We start from the raw sequence: 17655 nt of genomic DNA, 5'->3' as shown, positions 1-17655 counted from the left end.
CGATTACGATGACGTCTTTACTAGCCTTTTTTTCGATATGGGTTTTAGCGCGAATTTTAACGCGCCCTCTGCCCGTTTTATACGCCTCGATGATCCCCTTTTTGCCGTAGATGATGCCGCCGGTCGGAAAATCGGGACCCTTGATCTCGCCCATGATCTCCTCTAGGCTTGCGTTTTTATTCTCAAGCAGTATCAAAAGACCGCCCACAAGCTCATCTAGGCTGTGCGGCGGGATATTCGTCGCCATTCCAACGGCGATTCCGCTCGAGCCGTTAAGCAGCAAATTTGGCACGCGCGCAGGCAAGACATCGGGCTCGTTTAGGCTCTCGTCATAGTTAGGTACAAAATCGACCGTCTCTTTATCCAGGTCTTTTAAAAGCTCCTCGGCTAGCGGCGTCATACGCGCTTCGGTGTACCTCATCGCCGCCGCTCCGTCGCCGTCGATCGATCCGAAGTTACCTTGACCGTCGACGGAAGGGATTCTCATCGAAAAGCTCTGCGCCATTCGCACGAGCGCATCGTAAACGGCGATATCGCCGTGCGGATGGTATTTACCGATGACGTCGCCTACGATACGAGCAGATTTTTTATATGGCTGGCGAGAGCCCACGCCAAGATCGTTCATAGCATATAAAATTCGCCTATGCACCGGCTTTAGGCCGTCTCTAGCGTCCGGTAGTGCACGACCGATGATAACGCTCATCGAGTAATCAAGATAACTCGTCTTGATCGATTCCTCGACGTCGATATCGATAATCTCCTGATTTTCAAACATATTTGATTGCATAAATATCCTTTTAAATTTTAAAGCGCGATTATAGCGAATTATTCTTTTGCATTAGCTAAAACCAAGCCGCACACGGGCATAAAGCCACCATCGATCAAGCTCTCGCGCGCTTGCAGCATGCTAAGACCCGAGGTGATGATGTCATCTACTAGGATCACGGGGAATTTCGGCGGTGTTAAAATTTTAAAATTTCGCTTGTGTTTTAGGCGAAATTCCAAACTCTGTCCGGTGTATTTGACGCGGTTTTGCGCACGCAGGCAGTGAAATTTTGGCCCCACAAGCTCGCTTTTTAGCGCGCGAGCTAAGATCGCCGTGTGCGAATAGCCGCTGCGAGCGTCATCATCCAGCGGCACGGCGTTAAATTTAAAAATCCCGCCCGTTTTAAACGCTTCGTAATTTTGCGGATTTGCAGAAATTTCGCGCTGCAGATGAAGCGGGAATTTCGCTAAGCTTAAAGAGGCTATGCGCGCAAGCACCGCAGCGCCGTATTCGTGGTGTTTAGAAAGTATAAGCTCTCGAATTTCGGAGTAGCCGTAGTAGTAAAACACGCTAAAGCCCTCCACCTGCCGCATACTTAGGCGGCATTCGGCTAAATTTGCGGCGCAGGCGGCGCAGATCGTGCGCAGGCTAAACGCGCCGCAATTTACGCAGCGCATCTAAAGCGTAGAGATGATTTGATCGGCGGATTTTTTGACGATGTCGCCAAGCAAGCTTTGCACAAAAGGATTAAGCGATCTAGCCGTGCGAAGCGCGGTAAATTGGCTCTGATCCTGCGAAACGCGCTTGGTCGTAGTTTTGTTGCCCTGTACGATAGAGATCGCAACCTCGCCTCTTGCGCTCATATTTTCTTTCGAGTAGCCGTTGATCGCTGCCGAGATGCTTCTAATATTTACGGTTACGATATTCGGGCTTGCCGGATCGATCTTTACGCCGCGAGCCTCAAGCTCCGCGCGCAAAGCCTTATCGAACCACGCCGAGAGATTGTTTTTTAAAAGCACTTCATCGACGAGTTTGCCGTCGTTGTCGTTTATAACGGCGATTACCATCTGATTTTCGCGCTGATCGTTGATCGCGTTGATATTTACCGACTTGCCGCTTACGGTCTGATCGGCCTTAGAAAGATACGGATTTAGGCTGATGACGCTGCTGGTTTGCGAGCAGGCGACAAAAAATAGCGCAAAGACGCCGAGTAAAAATTTTTTCATTTCGATCCTTTTTCTGAAATTCGGGCGCATTGTAGCACTAAATTTAAAATTTATAGATTTTTTTGTATCATTGCAAGATCAAAGGAGAAATTTTGCAAGCACTCGCTTTAAAATACAGACCCAAAAGCTTCGAGCAGCTCATCGGTCAAGACGCCGTCGCCAAAAGCCTCGCGCACGCGCTGGATTCGGGCAGGCTGAGCCACGCATATCTTTTCAGCGGACTTCGCGGCAGCGGCAAAACCTCGACGGCTAGGATTTTTGCCAAAGCGCTTTTATGCGACGAAGGCCCTACCGGCAAGCCGTGCGAGATCTGCGATAACTGCGTAATGGCAAACGAGGGGCGCCACATCGACATCATCGAGATGGACGCCGCCAGCCACCGCAAGATCGACGATATCCGCGAGCTCATCGAGCAGACGAAGTATCATCCCGCAAGCGCGCGCTTTAAAATTTTCATCATCGACGAGGTGCATATGCTCACCAAAGAGGCCTCCAACGCGCTTTTAAAGACGCTTGAGGAGCCGCCTAGCTACGTAAAATTTATCCTTGCGACCACCGATCCGCTCAAGCTTCCCGTCACGGTGCTATCGCGCACGCAGCACTTTCGCTTTAAGCCGATCGCCAAAAGCGCCGTCGTAGCGCATCTAGAGCAAATTTTAAAAACCGAAAACATCGCTTACGAAGAGGGCGCGCTCGAAATTCTAGCGCGCAGCGGCTCGGGCTCGCTACGAGACACGCTCACGCTCCTCGATCAGGCGATTATCTTTAGCCGCGAAGGTATCACCGAGCGTGCGATCGCCGATATGTTAGGCTTGCTCGATCCCGCCAAAATTGGCGAAATTTTAGACGTAGTGCTGCGCCAAGACCGTGCGGGCGCGATCGAGATCATCAAAGAGGTCGAAAACTACAACGCCGAGACGATAATCGACGAGATGATCGCAAATTTAAAAGATAAATTCCTGCGCCGCGACGCGAAATTTAGCCTGCTGATGTATGAGCGGTTTTTCCGCATTTTAGCGGGCGCTAAGAGCATGCTCGCCATCAGCCCCGACAACACCTACGCGATTTCTATGATGATTTTTATGATGATGGAGGCGGTCAATCTGCGCGAGATCGACGAGCTGATCGAGGTCGGCAGATCCCTGGATCAAGGCGAGGGCTATCCTTCCGCTTCGGCGCCTAATTTAAACGCGCAAAACTCTGCGCCGAATTTTAGGTCAAATTTCAACCAAAGCGCGACTTTTGTGCCAAACAGCGAGCCGGACGGCGCGGCTTTTGCACCGAGCGACCAGGGTAGCGCTACAAGCGAAGTGCCGAGCTTTACTGCGAGCGCGAAACGTCCCGCAAGCCCTGTGCAAAACTTCGGTGCGGCAAAACAAAGCACTGACGCGAGCGACGAAATAAAACCAAACGCAGGCAGCGACGCGCAGACTAAAAATTCTAGCCCATCCGCCAAAACGGGCGCTCAAAATGAAATTTACGAGAATTTTCTAGCCAAAATTTACGACCGCGATTACGATCTGGGCGAGAAATTTAGCAAGTGCGTGGAATTTTTAAAATTTGAGCGCGGCACGCTGTATCTGCTCTCGCGCGCGCAGGGGCAGGACAGAGAGTACCTGCGCAAGGGCTCGCGAGCGATAAATAGCGTGCTAAAATCGCTTTTCGGCGAGAGCGCGGCCATCAAGATCGAGCAGGGCGCGCCGCAGAAGCAGGAAAATTCTGCACAAAACAGCGCAGAAAATTCCGCCTCTAGTAACGTAGATAGCACAGCGAATGATAAAGCAAAAGACGGGACAGGCAGTGCGACAAAACCGCTTGAAAACTCGAGCGGCGCGCAAAATTCCGACTCGGGCGCAAGCAAGACCGCAAACTCCGAGCAAAATGAAATTTCAAGCGGCGGCGAAAATTCCGAAGAAAATTCCGCGCCAAAAGCGGCAAAACCGCAAAAAAACGGCGCTAGCGGCGAGGGCGAAAAACAGCCGCCCAAAGACGATCTGCTAAGATCCACCGATCCGCAAAACTACGCCGCAAAGCCCCGCGATACGAGCAAGAGCGTGCGCGCCGCCAAAGCAGGCCTCGCCGAGCTCGCAAACGGCGCGCAGGACGGCAAGGAAATTTTGATCTCCGAGATGAATAGACTCTTCGGCGAGCCCACCAAAATCACAGAATAACGCTTGCTGCGGATTAAATTCACCTCTGTGCGATTTTAAAATTTAAGCGCTCAAAAAACGATTCCGAAATTTACGCTACGAAGCAAACCTGCACGATTTTAAAATTGAAGCGGCAAAGGCAGTATCTAAATTTACACGGTGAATGGAGCTCGCACGATAAATTTTAAAATTTCGCAGCGCACAATCAAGCTCTAGATAGCGAACTTTTAAATTTGATCGTCAAAGCGAGCTTTAAATTTTCGTCAAAGCAAAGCGCATTTTAAATTTAACCGCTTAAGAAATCTAAAATTTATACGCCGCGGCAGTCTAAACTTAGCGCGCCGAAGCATTCGCGCAGTCGTCCCGCACAGGCTCAAATCTAAATTTACGCATAATCTCCGCAGCTTTAAAAGATAAAATTCTGCTCGTCTGTATCGCAAATATAAAATTCCGCGCTAACCGGCACCCCGCCCTCTGCGATACGGTTTTAGCCACATCCGCGCAGCTACTGGCACAAAAGCGGGCTACGATGACCTGCGCGCGTATCGGCTACAATCCAAAGCCAAATTTCACCTTAGTAAGACCGCGGCGAACCGAGGCGCCCTGAAATTTTAAAAATTTATCTCGCAAACTGGCTGCGGTTCGCGATGCACGCTTATGAATTTTACGCGAGCGCGGCGGGCGAATTAGCTAAAATTTAGCGCTTTTGGTGTAGAATTCGAGCAAATTTCAATCCAAAGGTCATCAAAATGCGCGGATATAAAATTTTCTCCGGCACCGCAAATCCCGAATTTGCCAAAAAAATCTCCAAATATCTCTCGCTACCGCTTAGCGAATGCGCGATCAAAACCTTCAGCGACGGCGAAATCAGCGTCCAGATCGGCGAGAGCGTGCGCGGTAAGGACGTCTTCGTCATCCAGCCCACATGCGCGCCCGCAAACTCCAATCTGATGGAGCTTTTGATCCTAACAGACGCGCTGAAGCGCTCCAGCGCGAACTCGATCACGGCGGTCGTGCCCTACTTCGGCTACGCTCGCCAAGACCGCAAGGCGGCCCCGCGTGTGCCGATCAGCGCGAAGCTCGTGGCAAATATGATGCAGACGGCAGGCATCGACCGCGTCGTCACGATGGATCTGCACGCGGGGCAGATACAGGGCTTTTTCGACGTGCCTGTCGATAACCTCTACGGCTCGCTGATATTTTTGGATTATCTGAAAGAGAAAAATTTAAAAAATCCGATCATCGCCAGCCCCGACGTTGGCGGCGTCGCGCGCGCCAGAAGCTTCGCTAAAAAGCTCTCGCTCGATCTGGTGATCGTCGATAAGCGCCGCGAGGAGGCGAACAAAAGCGAGGTGATGAACATCATCGGCGACGTCGCGGGCAAGGACGTGATCCTAATCGACGATATGATCGACACCGCGGGCACCATCGTCAAGGCCGCGGGCGCGTTTAAGGAACAGGGCGCGAAGAGCGTCAGCGCGTTTTGTACGCACGCCGTGCTGAGCGGCCCGGCATACGAGCGCATCGAAAGCGGCGCGCTAGACGGCCTCGTCGTGACCGACACAATCCCGCTAAAGCAGGAGAGCGACCGCATCAAGGTAATCAGCGTCGCTCCGCTTTTCGGCGAGGTTATCAGGCGCGTATATCACGACGAGAGCGTAAACAGCTTATTTAAATAAAATTTTAAAATTTAAAGCGTTGTGCGGTTTGTTTTAACCAGCCGCAGGAATGCGAACAATAGGCATCTTATAATAAAAGATCGCGGCTCAGCCGCAAGTCAAGCGTTTACGGCGGCGAGCTCTAAATTTATAGCGTTTTAGCTCGCTGCGATTTGACTATTGTGAATTTAACTGCGACGCGAAATTTAGCTTCTACGCGGCGAATTTAGCTCTGCGCGACATTTACTCCGCGCGGCGGAAATTTTAACTGCAACCACAGAGTAAATTTACCGCACTAACCGCTGCAAGCCGCATTTTAATCCGCCATATTAAATTACGCGAGACTGCGTTTTAAATTTGCCGTAAAATTTTCCATATATTTGGTGAGATCGCGCAGCGCCCCGCATTTTAAATTTATGATAATTGCCACACATTCGCCATCTGTCCGCGCGGCTGCGCTTCCGCGAAACTCGCATCCGCTAAATCTTGTAAAGCCGTGTTTTAAATTTCGCCGCAAAATCAGCAGCCCGCACTGGCAAGCATTCGCCTGCCGGTGCATTTAAATTTAGCACTGAAATTCCTTTATATTTTAGAGCATTGCAAAACTCAAAATGCCGTACTTCCAAAGCGTTCGCCGCTCTTAACGGAGTAGCTTCACCCGCAAAGCCTCTGTAGTGCTTTATTGTGATATTAAGTTCGGCGGCTAAATTTTAAATCCTTTAAATTTGGAACCCGCTTAAATTTTAAAGCCTCTTCAAATTTGAAATTTAATCCGAATTTGATCTGAAATTTTATAAAATTTCACCGTTTTAAATGGGCTTTGAAAGCACAAAAGAGTTTCGCAAGCCCGAAAGAAAGGAAGCTGATGCCTACTTTTAGCACCAAAGACTACAAAGCCGCCCTTCGCAGCCGCGGCGCACGAACCGCGAGTGCAGGCGGATTTAGCGTCAAAAACGACAACTCCTTCATCGTGATCTTCGTCATTGCGATGATGGTCTTTATATTTTTTTACGGCGTGTCGGCCCGGCTTGATTTAGATAAAATTTTTTTAGGAAACGGTCGCGGTCGCGGCGGAGGCGGGATTTTGGGGCTTTTGATCGCGGGCGTAGCTTGGTATCAGGGGCGCGACGGCGGCGGGCTGTTTAAATTTAGCGACCACGCGATCACCTTCGTCTCGGGTGCGGGCAAGAGCGAAATCCTGCTCTTTAATATCGACTACGTTAGGCTCACGCCGGGCTTTTTGCGCACCTGCACGAACTACACGGCGCTTAGCCACTCCCGCTACGTAAAATACGAGAAGTTTCTGAACTTTGCGTATGCGTCTATAATCGTGCTGTGGCTAGTCGGTATCGCCATGAGCGAGCGCGTAGGCATGGCATTCGTGATGCTGATAGCGAGCGTCGCGATCTTTTTCTTCGCCAAGGCGCTCTCGTCGTGGCGGCTAAACGGCGACTTTCACGACATCTTGCTGCGCGACACCGTGCTGATCCGCGGCAAGGATCTAAACGACCGCGTGCTGTGGTTTGCGATCACGCCCGGCCGCAACGACCGCCGCAGACTGCGCGCTTATTTCAAAGAGCATCTTGACTTCGACATCGACGGCGGCTGATTTTGATTTAAAATTTAAAGGCTCAGACGCAGACCCTGTAGCGGAATTTTACGGCGTAAAAATTTAAGACAAAATTTCACGCGACGGAGTTTCGCAGTCTAAATTTTACCGAGCAAAATTCTAAGGCTGAAAATTTTAAGATATAAAATTTACGAAGCAGAATTTCACGGCGTAAATTTTAAAGCCCCAGAATGCACGGCGCGAGATTTGCAGCTCTATACGGCGAACTTCACCTCGCTTAGCCGCCCCAAATTATCAAACGAAAAAACTGCGTCATTTTTAAAATTTGCTACGATCTTGTCCGCCGCTTCGCTAAATTTCGTGCCGTTTCTAAGTAAAAGCGCCTTAATAAAAACGGCGTAATTTAACTGAAATGCGCCTATGTAATCGCGCGCTAAAGAGATAAGCTCGTTTGCATCCATGCTGAGCTTGATCGTGCCATCGGAGCTCACGCACTCGCCCGCCGCAAACGCCACAAACACCGCTCCGCCTGCGTGCGGACAGCGGTAGTAACATACCGGTTCCTGCGATAATCCGCACGCAATTGCGCTTAGAGCGTGGCCGTTTATCTCCGCGCTTAGTGCGAGCTTAGGCGTGCTAAGCGCGGCTAGCCCGTGCCGCAAGCCGAAGTCGCGCACATCTCGCGCAAGGGTGAGCAGCCACTCATCAAGGCGGTTTATGTTTTCGTATCCCCACAGCCACGTGCGGCTGCTGCTCGCTTCGCTACCGATATACCAGATGGCGCGCGGCGCATCATCGCCGAAACTGATCTCGCCGCGCTCAAAATCCACAGAGCGGCGCCTGCCCTTTACGATCAGCTTCGAACCCGCCTCTTGCGCCGCAACCCAAACACGCCGAAAACAGATCAATAAAGCTGCTCCTATCCACGCCCAAGCGGTCTAAAAATTTCATTTTTACTCCTTTGATCTCGCGCCGATAAATTTAGCACTTTTGCTGAATTTATCGACGCGCCCTCTTATACGCCGTTTTGCTATAAAAGCTCGCGCTATGGAAATTGCATGCGGCGCGCAGTAAAATTTAATCAAATTTACAAAACCGCAGCTGGTAAAATTTATAGCAGAGCGTCGCTGGAATAAAATTTTGTAGCCGAGCTGCGGGCGCGACCGCAATGATCGGCTGGCGGACATAAAATTTAAACCGCTCGGGGATCGTTAAATTTGAAAGGCGAAATTTTAGCCTAATTTAAAAGCGAAATTTTACGACCGAGCAGCGAGCGTTAGAGCTTAAAGCGGCACAAAATGGGCGCGCAACAGCGAATGTATCAGCTTGAGCACGAGCGATAGAGTTTAAACGCCATGCAGTCATAAAATTTAAATCGCCTCTTAAGATCGTGAAATTGAAAGACGAAATTTTAGCCTAACGGCGAGCTGCTAAATTTAAACGCCCGAGCGATCGTTAAAATTTAAAAGCAAATTTTACGACAGCGCGGCAAAAGATGAAATTTAGATCACCCGCTCAAACATAAAATTTAATCAATCTTTAGCACGCTCAAAAATGCCTCGCTCGGCAAATTTACCCTGCCGATCGCCTTCATGCGCTTCTTGCCCTCTTTTTGCTTTTCGAGCAGCTTGCGCTTGCGCGTGATGTCGCCGCCGTAGCACTTGGCGGTCACGTTTTTGCCCATGGCGCGGACGTTTTCGCGCGCGATGATCTTGTTGCCGATGCTTGCTTGGATCGCGACCTCAAAAAGCTGCCGCGGCACGATCTCCTTCATCGCTTTGACGAGGTCTCGCCCCTTGGATTCGGCCTTTGAGGCGGGTACGATGATCGAGAGCGCATCGACCGCTTCGCCCGCGACGCGGATGTCGAGCTTTACGAGATCGCCGCGCCTGTAATCTATCGGCTCGTAATCAAAGCTCGCATAGCCCTTGGTGCAGGACTTGAGCTTGTCGTAAAAGTCCATTATGATCTCGTTTGTGGGCACGTCGTATTCGAGCAGGACGCGCTCCGGCGTGATGTAGTCCATCTTGGTTTGGATGCCGCGGCGCAAATTTAAAAGGCTGATGAGATTGCCCAAAAACTCACTCGGGGTGATGATGGTCGCCCTGACGTAGGGCTCCTCGATGCGCTCGATGAAATTTGGCGCGGGAAGCTCGCTGGGGCTGTGTATCCGCACGCACGAGCCGTCCGTGAGATACACGGCGTATGTGACGGTCGGCGCCGTGGCGATGAGATCGAGATCAAACTCGCGCTCGAGCCGCTCCTTGACGACCTCCATATGCAGTAGCCCCAAAAACCCGACGCGAAAGCCGAATCCTAGCGCGAGCGACGTTTCAGGCTCGTAGCTAAGCGAGCTGTCGTTTAGGCTAAGCTTATCCAAAGCGTCGCGCAGATCTTCAAATTTATCGGTCTGCACGGGATAGATGCCCGCAAACACGAAGGGCTTGGCCTTCTCAAAGCCGCCCACGGGCTCGGCGGCGCGTTTTTTAAAAAGCGTGATCGTATCACCCACCTGCACGTCGGCGACGTTTTTTAGACCCATTACTACGATGCCCACTTCGCCGCTGCTAAGCTCGCGGGTTTTGGCGGGCGCGAGCGGGTTGGGATACATCAGATCGAGCACCTCGTGGCGGTTATCGCTACCCATGATATAAACCTCGTCGCCCTTTTTCAGCACGCCGTCGTAGAGCCTCGCAAGCGCGAGCGCGCCTAGGTAGTTATCGAACCAGCTGTCGTAGATGAGCGCCTTAAGCGGCGCGGCGTCGTCCGTTTTGGGCGCGGGGATGCGAGTAATTATCGCTTCTAAAAGCTCCTTGATGCCCGCGCCCGTCTTGGCGCTGACCTCGATCGCGCTGCTGCAATCAAGCCCGATGACGTGCTCGATCTCCTCTTTTACGCGCTGCGGATCGGCGGCGGGCAGATCGATTTTATTGAGCACGGGGATGATCTCGAGGTTGTGCTGTAGTGCGATATAGACGTTTGCGATGGTCTGCGCCTGTACGCCCTGGCTCGCATCCACGACGAGGATCGCCCCCTCGCAGCTAGCCAGTGAGCGCGATACCTCGTAGCTAAAATCCACATGGCCCGGGGTATCGATCAAATTTAAAACGTATTTCTCGCCGCCAAGCTCGTACTCGAGCCGCACGGACTGCGCCTTGATCGTGATGCCGCGCTCCTTTTCGATATCCATCGTATCCATGATCTGACTGCTCATCTGGCGCGCCTCGACGGCGTTGCATTCGCTGATTAGGCGGTCTGCGAGCGTGGATTTGCCGTGGTCGATATGGGCGATGATGCTGAAATTTCTGATATTTTTTGTTTTCAAATGGCTTTCCTAATGAAATTTTAAGCCGCATTGTGCCGAAATTTCATTTAAAAACGGGTAAATGAGCAGTGGAATTTATGAAGCGATTTTATACGACAGATCTAGGCGGATTGAAATTTTACGAAATAAAATTTTGAAGTATAAGGGGGAATGCGGGCGGCTTTGAGCAATAGAATTTTAAGTTTTATCGGCGGTGCGTTTTGCCGCGATATAATTTTAGGATGAGGGTTGGAATGCGGAATTTTACGAAACAGAATTCTGCAGCTATGTTTGGGGGTAGAAAAATTCTGAGTGATGAAATTTTCCGGCAAATTTTACGCGATCGTGCCATGCAAAGCTTGCCATGCTAACAATCGAGAATTTCGTACGGTAAAATTTAACTGCAAAATTTTGCTTTGGAATTCTACCAATTGAAATTAGTGCGTAAAATTATATATCATTACGACGCGCAAATCTTAGTAAGTAAAATTTACCGCCAAGTTTCGCAGTGAAATTTCGCAATTTAAAATTTCACAAAATTCTATCTCATAGAATTTTCAAGTAAAATTTGCAAAGCATAATTTTAAAAAATCTGTCGCCAATAAAACCGAAATTCGGCCCATAAAAAAAGGCTAGCCTGAAGGCTAGCCTTTATGTTACGAGCTTAACGCAAATACTACCAATCGGTCTTTTGGTTGTAGATATCGCGGACATCTCCCGTATCTAGCTTCTTCGTAGAAGTATCACTAGTACTATTATCTGACGTGCTACCACCGGCAAACGATCCTACATCATCTTCCGTACCAGACTTGACTTGACCTTCTCCGCCCCAAACCGTAGGGTTAGCAGCCCTTACGTTTACAATAAGAGGATTAAAGTACTGCGGTACGCCCGAGTACTGGCTAGAATAGGCTCCACCCGCTACCGTAAACATAGTTCTCTGATTTCCGGCAGGCGTATGGATAAGCCATGGATTAGTGACGATACGTATAGTAGCTTGACCCGGTGCGGTAGCACTAATATCTATATCCTCTTTACCGTCACTTACTACATTGCCTCTACGAACGCTCACGCTAGCAGGCGTAAAGCTGGTATAGGCACTCACAAACTCTGCGCCTATATTATTTAGAGTAGCCCTAGTATTTACTACGAACTTCGTAAAATCGGTCAAGCTAGGATCCTGAGCCGCTAGCACGGTAAATATATTCGAGTTAGGGGCTTCATAAGCAAGTTCTGCGCTAGGAGCAGGCATATTCGCGCACCTATCGGTTCTACCGCAATAAATCTGCGCATAAATAGGCACGGTTACCCCGGTTCTGGTAGTAGCCTGATAGACTCTGGATCCTAGGCTCTTATCATACGACGTACCGTAGACGAATAGTGCATAAGTACCTATATTGTCACTAAAATCCGTAACGGTCGTACCTGTTGCATAGGTCTTACTATTGGAATTAGCAGCGGCTATATAATCAGCTTTATTTGCAACGCTCATTTTTGCTTTTTTAACTCCCGTCGTATCTTCAACTTTTCTAGTGATAAATGTATCAAAATCCTCCTTTGATATCTTTATATTGTCTTCATTATAATCCTCGGAGTTAGTATCCGAGATAGCATTATATGAGCTATCGAACTTAGACGGCCAAAACTTTCCATAGGTTTTAAGATCGCCCTTCTTCGCATCTCTGACATCAAAGTCACTAGCGTAGATGAGCACCGGCGTGCTAGGGGTTTTATGCATTCTATCGAAGTTGAAATATACAGTCGAGTCAGGAGTTTGCCCCTCTCTAAATCCTTGCGCCAAAATTCTAAATTGATCCGACTTCGAGTCATACCTGATTCCCGTACCGCCTTGCGGCCTATTGATAAGTCCACCTCTTAGGGTAGCATCTGAATAGTAATTAAGGGCGATACTAAGAGGTATAGGCATACCGTAGCCCGCATCACCGGCGGAAGCGGCCTCATTCCAGTCTCTTCTTCCACCGGTTATAGTGGTACTTAGAGTTCTTACGTTATATTTATAGCATCTACTATCATATCCCGTAGCGCCTAGACACTCGTTAGAATTGCTAGCAAAAAACTGCGTACCGCCAGGAATATTGTAGATAACATTAGCCCTATCGGGATACGGTACATAATTTGTATCTCCGCCAGTTCTCCTAGCGGTAGCTGTGGAGCAACGTCCGTCGGCATTATTGTTAGCACAATCAAATCCGAAATTTAGCGCAAAATCAAGATCGCTTGAAAATCCGCACACGGCTTGAGGAGTGCCGCCAACATCTTGTTTATACCCGTCATAAAGCGTAGCGATGACATCTTTATAGACCTTGTCGGATAGATATGCTACGGCATTGACCTTAAGCTTGGCTAGCTGACTTATCTGATGCGTCACCGCTAAATTTTGCGTAGAGTTATCACTACCATATATTACTACATTATTCTCAATATCCGGAGCATTGAAATATGTATACGCAGATACCCCGCCCGTGATATTATTATCACCTACGCCGCTTGTTACGCCGTTATCAAGGCTTGTGAGAGATACTCTGATACGATCCGGTCGGTAGCGTAATACGATATTATCATTTGTCGCTTTATCTTTGTTAGCAGCAAGCCTCATACCTACGTCGCAGCCTACCATACCTTTAGCATTAGGAGTATTGCTAGATGAATTGATAATACATTTAGCGCTCTTCCACTTCTTAGAGTATGTCTGATCGGAATAAGCATCCGTCCACGAATTATCATAGATATTTACGAGTACATCGCCGACATTATAGTAATTAAAAATTTTATCGGCATCTTTGCCTATGGTTTCGGTATAGATGACGGCATAGCTTTTATCTTTTGCCTCAGGATTTTTTCTAGACTGGGTCATCAGATATGCACCTTGAACATGACCTTTGCTATCAAATTTCGCAACGCCTCCTGCTTCTACGATATTCCTAGCGTTAAAATTTGCCCATAAGCTTATAGCGTTTTTATCCCATACTCTTCTAAATGCTGCGTCGAATTTCGAGCTTGTGCCATTTAATACGCACGAGACATCATCACTCTTGCCAAAAGAGCCTTTTTTGATAGCTTCCGGATCAATCTCATATTTGCCTGTTTCGGCATTGTATTTAGCACCGGAATATTCCACTGCGGTACCACCATAACAACTATCTTCTTTAACGCCACGTTTTAATGTAGTGGAAGCATTCTTTCTATCTACATAATAGGATTGAGTAGAGACATTAGCCGCGCATTCATTAGATATAAACGGACGCAAGTAGGTTTGAATACCGCGAATCTTGGTTGATATATCTTGAGTATCATCAGAATCCGCGCCATAGCTTTTACGTAGATGATAGCGTTGATTGCCAAGATCGCCACCGATTTCTGCTGTGTAGTTAGGTACGTAGTTGCCGCTATAGCTTCTGGCCGATATTACATGAGCCAAGATATCTGCATTTTGTGTATAATCACCACCTACGCGCAGATTACTAGGATTAAGTACGCTGGAGCCATCACCCTTTTTAGTTATATCACCGCTAGCGGTAGTGTCTACGATCTTGCTATACTTGCCCGAATTCTTCAGCGCTTCTGTATCTACATTAAAATATGCAGGGCGAAGCACGAAGTTATCGCTACCGCATATGTGGAACGAGCCGTCTTTTGACATTTGAATTCCGAACTCATCTTTAGCAGCCTTTATATTATCTTCAAGCTTCTGCAACTCTGGTTGTATTTTATTCTCCCAAATGTCCTTCTTTTGCTCCGCAGTTAGTTTTGTGTTGCACCAGCTAAAATTCTCACCTGTCTCGCAATATCCATATCGCTTTTTAAGCTCCCATTTCTTGAGCTCCGAATAATAAGCCTTAGGATCGCTGTTATTTAAATCTTTGTTTTTTATATACTGATCTAAATCGGATCCTGAGGCAACTTGATTATCCGGACGATAGCTAAGCATAAATGTAAGACCCTGATACGCATCTCCTATCTCTATATCGTTTAGCTCTAAAATACTTTTTCCTTTAAAATCCACTTCCTTATCGATAGTGTAATCGGTTTTGTCCTTCATCTTAAACGGAATTTTTAAGGAATCGGTTACGGATAGACATGAGTAAACTGCGCTATTCCCCTTATCGCTATCGGCAACTTTATCCGAGGTAGTAGCGGCATTTCTCGCCCTGACAACGGATAAATACAATTTACCGCTCAAGTCGAATTTCTCAAGCTTTCTAGCCTCACTACCGATATATACTAGCTTGCCGGTATTCGGATCTTTTTTGAAGTAAGGAGAATTTGCGGCTGCGTCGATGTATTCCTCGCATTTACCGGTATCATCCTTATACTTCTTACAAAATTGGCTCTCATAATCCGGTCTAAAGATGAGTTTCGCATCGAAAGGCTTATCGGAGACTTGAGTATATAGTCTATCATCGTCGTCATTTTTACTAAAATTCTTATTGACTACCTGCAAACCGCTTAAAGGTAGAATATTAACGCTTTTAGAAACCTTTGTCGCGTCGCATAATTCAAGCTCGGAAGCGCTATCCATCTCTATGAAGACTCGCTGACCGCCGCCTATATCTAAGCTCATCTTATAACTTAGTGTCACGGCAGGAGCCTGCAATATGGTTGCACCCGTATTTACGGTAGCATTAAACTCACCGTATGCCGCTTTACCTGGCTGCATTAATCCGCCTACAAGTACAGGACTACCGCCCGGTGTTGAAGAAGGAGTTAAGTCTCCCGCGCCTTGACCTATATAAAATTTCAATATATTACCGTCAAGCGCAGTAAACTGCCTATCTTTATAAATAGCCTTCGTAACGTTTGGAGTGCCACCTTTTATGACGTCTTTCATAGTCTCGTATGCACCCTTTTGACCATCGCGTAAATAGACTAGTTCATCGGCTGCCGCTGCAGGTATGGTATTTGTAGTGGTAGTGATAGGATCATTTACGACTAGCTCGTTATTTATAGTAGCGCTATCTTTGGTATAGGTAGCGCCGGCTTGACCAAAGTCGATCGATACTACCGCACCTGCTGCATCTTCGCTATCGCCGCCATTCAATCTATTTTCAAATTTCATTCTATAATAGATATTTTCACCCGCAACTACCGGGTTTTTGATCTGCTCAGGAGGTTCATGTAGTTTTTTTACATCCTCTTCGCTTCTTCGGTTACCATCATTATCAAAGAATTTAACCCAGTTAGAGGCGTTATAGACTTCATACTGATAGCACATTTGAGGGACATACAAATCGGCGGAAATAGCAATCATACTTATGAAGTTTTGATCGGCTTGACCTCCGTTGAGATCTTCATACGCCGCACCCAAAGAGATGTTTAGACTAGATTGCGCATTCTTCATCTTTGAACCGATATCGAATTCGTCCAGATCAAATCCACCTAAATAACCAGTGCCGTATGGATAGCTATACTTATAGGTGCCGTTATCATTTATAAGTAAAGCGACAGAGCCGTCGTATATATTAGCGCGATCGTTAGCTAACCGTTGATTAACCACACCGGATCCGTATAGCGAATCCATTTGTGCGGTTCCTTTGTGTTGAACTTTAAAATACTCGTCGGAGGTCATTTTTCTCTCGCCACCAAACCCTAAAAACCCTAGCTTTGCACTTACGGACCCACTTCTAGGTGTATAAAATCCATTGATGGTAGCGTTAATGTTTATAGGCGTATATCCCTTATCCCAAGGGGTGAGGACAAAATAATCGCCGTAAATAGTTACGTTTTTTGGTTTAAAATATTTATTTTTATATTCTACGGCCTCTTTATAAGTCATTTTTTGACCCGTTACGCTATCGTTAGATTGTAAATTATCTAGCAAAGCCCTTCTGGACGGGGCGGTTTTATCATATACTACGATTATTCCCCATCCGCCGTACGGCCCAAGACGAACGCTGTTGAACTCTCCATTGGTAAAATCTGCACCGCTTTGATCCTCACCATCACTCGTTTTTACGTTTCCTACAGTAAATTCAATGCTGTCGGAATAATCTTTAAAATATTGCTTGACTAGATCGGTAATATCTTTAGTGCAGCCATATTTTAAACGCAAACGTAAGGGCTTGCGAGATTCTGCCAAAAAGTTCCAAGCAGCCGTTCCTTCGCATCTATCTCTATAAACATCTTTTATTATGCTAGCTTTACCTTTCGAGCTTTTCATTTTAAATTTCACCCGTGTATACCCCTCAGCAAAACCGGTCAATTTTTTTCCGTCTTTGCTGTTGTATTCTGCTTTGCTGTCAAAATCAGTCGTGCTGAATATATTTCCCTGCCAATAAAGTCTCGCATAGACTATATCGTCTTTAGTCACGCCCTTAGGAAGCCTCAAAACAGCTTTTGAACTATTCAAATAAAACTGTCCGTCGCCGTCATCTTTAATGTATGTGCCTTTTGCTCCCCACATGTAATCACGGCCTAAAGCAGAAGGCCAGCTTAATTTAATCACCGGCTTTCCAGTCACGGCGTAGTCTCCAAAGACGTATGTGCCCGCACCGCCGAATCTAACTATCGGCTTTTGGTTTAATTCGTCAGACGGAAAGTTTTTTATAGTGGTGAAATTATACAAACCCTCATTTCCGTTCCAAGTCCAACCACTTCTGCCTATCTTTCCGTCCAGCACGCCATCGTCACGATACTCGTTGCTTATTGGGGTAGCAGGATTTATCTTCACGTTCGACCTGCTATCATCTGCAAACGCGTTTGTCAAACAACAAACGAACAGCGCCAAAAGAGGCGCAAAGCTAAAACTCTTAACTTTCATGATACTACCCTCCGGTCAATAACATAATTTTTGACTATTATTTTACATTTTTTTTGCTTAAATTACAGTGCAATTTGAAAGATTTATAATTAAAATTTAATTTATTTCAAATGGGACGGCAAATAACGACAACGCGATGAAAACTTAACGATGAAAAAATTTCATAAAATATAAAAAATGCGGAAATTTATCAAAAATTTCAG

10 protein-coding genes are annotated in these 17655 nt (G+C 47.4%); 3 read left to right on the top strand and 7 right to left on the bottom strand.

Annotated features, from left to right (window positions below; genetic code table 11):
* From Q0135_RS01835 to Q0135_RS01825, 3 genes are all read right to left on the bottom strand, one after another.
* The coding region (locus Q0135_RS01835; RefSeq protein WP_297987788.1) for a DNA gyrase subunit A at window positions 1-775 on the bottom strand (775 nt) is incomplete at its 3' end.
* Between the two features lie 50 nt (window positions 776-825).
* Complete coding sequence (locus Q0135_RS01830; RefSeq protein ID WP_297987787.1) at window positions 826-1443, bottom strand: ComF family protein; 618 nt, start codon at window positions 1441-1443, stop codon at window positions 826-828.
* A complete protein-coding gene (locus Q0135_RS01825; RefSeq protein ID WP_297987785.1) occupies window positions 1444-1992 on the bottom strand; it encodes a YajG family lipoprotein in 549 nt (182 codons plus the stop codon).
* A 92-nt stretch (window positions 1993-2084) separates the two neighbouring features.
* Between Q0135_RS01825 and Q0135_RS01820 the strand changes: the two genes are divergently transcribed.
* From Q0135_RS01820 to Q0135_RS01810, 3 genes are all read left to right on the top strand, one after another.
* Complete coding sequence (locus Q0135_RS01820) at window positions 2085-4163, top strand: DNA polymerase III subunit gamma/tau (protein WP_297987784.1); 2079 nt, start codon at window positions 2085-2087, stop codon at window positions 4161-4163.
* Window positions 4164-4891: 728 nt separating this feature from the next.
* Window positions 4892-5821 (top strand): ribose-phosphate pyrophosphokinase, encoded by a 930-nt coding sequence (locus Q0135_RS01815; protein ID WP_005873085.1) that lies wholly within the window; start codon window positions 4892-4894, stop codon window positions 5819-5821.
* A gap of 844 nt (window positions 5822-6665) precedes the next feature.
* Complete coding sequence (locus tag Q0135_RS01810) at window positions 6666-7409, top strand: hypothetical protein (protein WP_297987782.1); 744 nt, start codon at window positions 6666-6668, stop codon at window positions 7407-7409.
* 215 nt (window positions 7410-7624) lie between these two features.
* Here Q0135_RS01810 and Q0135_RS01805 read toward each other — a convergent pair whose 3' ends face one another.
* From Q0135_RS01805 to Q0135_RS01790, 4 genes are all read right to left on the bottom strand, one after another.
* Window positions 7625-8200 carry a DUF6882 domain-containing protein gene (locus tag Q0135_RS01805; protein ID WP_297987780.1) on the bottom strand — a complete coding sequence of 192 codons (576 nt, stop codon included), beginning with the start codon at window positions 8198-8200 and terminating at the stop codon, window positions 7625-7627.
* Window positions 8190-8321, bottom strand: a complete 132-nt coding sequence (locus Q0135_RS01800) for a hypothetical protein (protein WP_297987778.1) — start codon at window positions 8319-8321, stop codon at window positions 8190-8192. Before Q0135_RS01800 ends, Q0135_RS01805 begins: the two co-directional genes overlap by 11 nt.
* Window positions 8322-8898: 577 nt before the next feature.
* Complete coding sequence (gene lepA, locus Q0135_RS01795) at window positions 8899-10695, bottom strand: translation elongation factor 4 (protein ID WP_297987776.1); 1797 nt, start codon at window positions 10693-10695, stop codon at window positions 8899-8901.
* 655 nt (window positions 10696-11350) lie between these two features.
* Window positions 11351-15907, bottom strand: a complete 4557-nt coding sequence (locus Q0135_RS01790) for a hypothetical protein (protein ID WP_297987774.1) — start codon at window positions 15905-15907, stop codon at window positions 11351-11353.
* Window positions 15908-17655 lie beyond the last annotated feature (1748 nt).

It is taken from the genome of uncultured Campylobacter sp. (assembly GCF_937981295.1).
Taxonomy (GTDB): domain Bacteria; phylum Campylobacterota; class Campylobacteria; order Campylobacterales; family Campylobacteraceae; genus Campylobacter_B.
Note: the sequence above shows the minus strand (reverse complement) of the source record. Positions and strands in the feature narration are given on the sequence as shown.

Bases quoted from the DNA above. Each gene is read 5' to 3' on its own strand.
- Q0135_RS01815 (WP_005873085.1), top strand. From the start codon at position 4,892: ATGCGCGGATATAAAATTTTCTCCGGCACCGCAAATCCCGAATTTGCC.
- Q0135_RS01825 (WP_297987785.1), bottom strand. From the start codon at position 1,992: ATGAAAAAATTTTTACTCGGCGTCTTTGCGCTATTTTTTGTCGCCTGC.
- Q0135_RS01790 (WP_297987774.1), bottom strand. From the start codon at position 15,907: ATGTGCTATCAGTATGAAGTCTATAACGCCTCTAACTGGGTTAAATTC.
- Q0135_RS01830 (WP_297987787.1), bottom strand. From the start codon at position 1,443: ATGCGCTGCGTAAATTGCGGCGCGTTTAGCCTGCGCACGATCTGCGCC.
- Q0135_RS01810 (WP_297987782.1), top strand. From the start codon at position 6,666: ATGCCTACTTTTAGCACCAAAGACTACAAAGCCGCCCTTCGCAGCCGC.
- Q0135_RS01800 (WP_297987778.1), bottom strand. From the start codon at position 8,321: ATGAAATTTTTAGACCGCTTGGGCGTGGATAGGAGCAGCTTTATTGAT.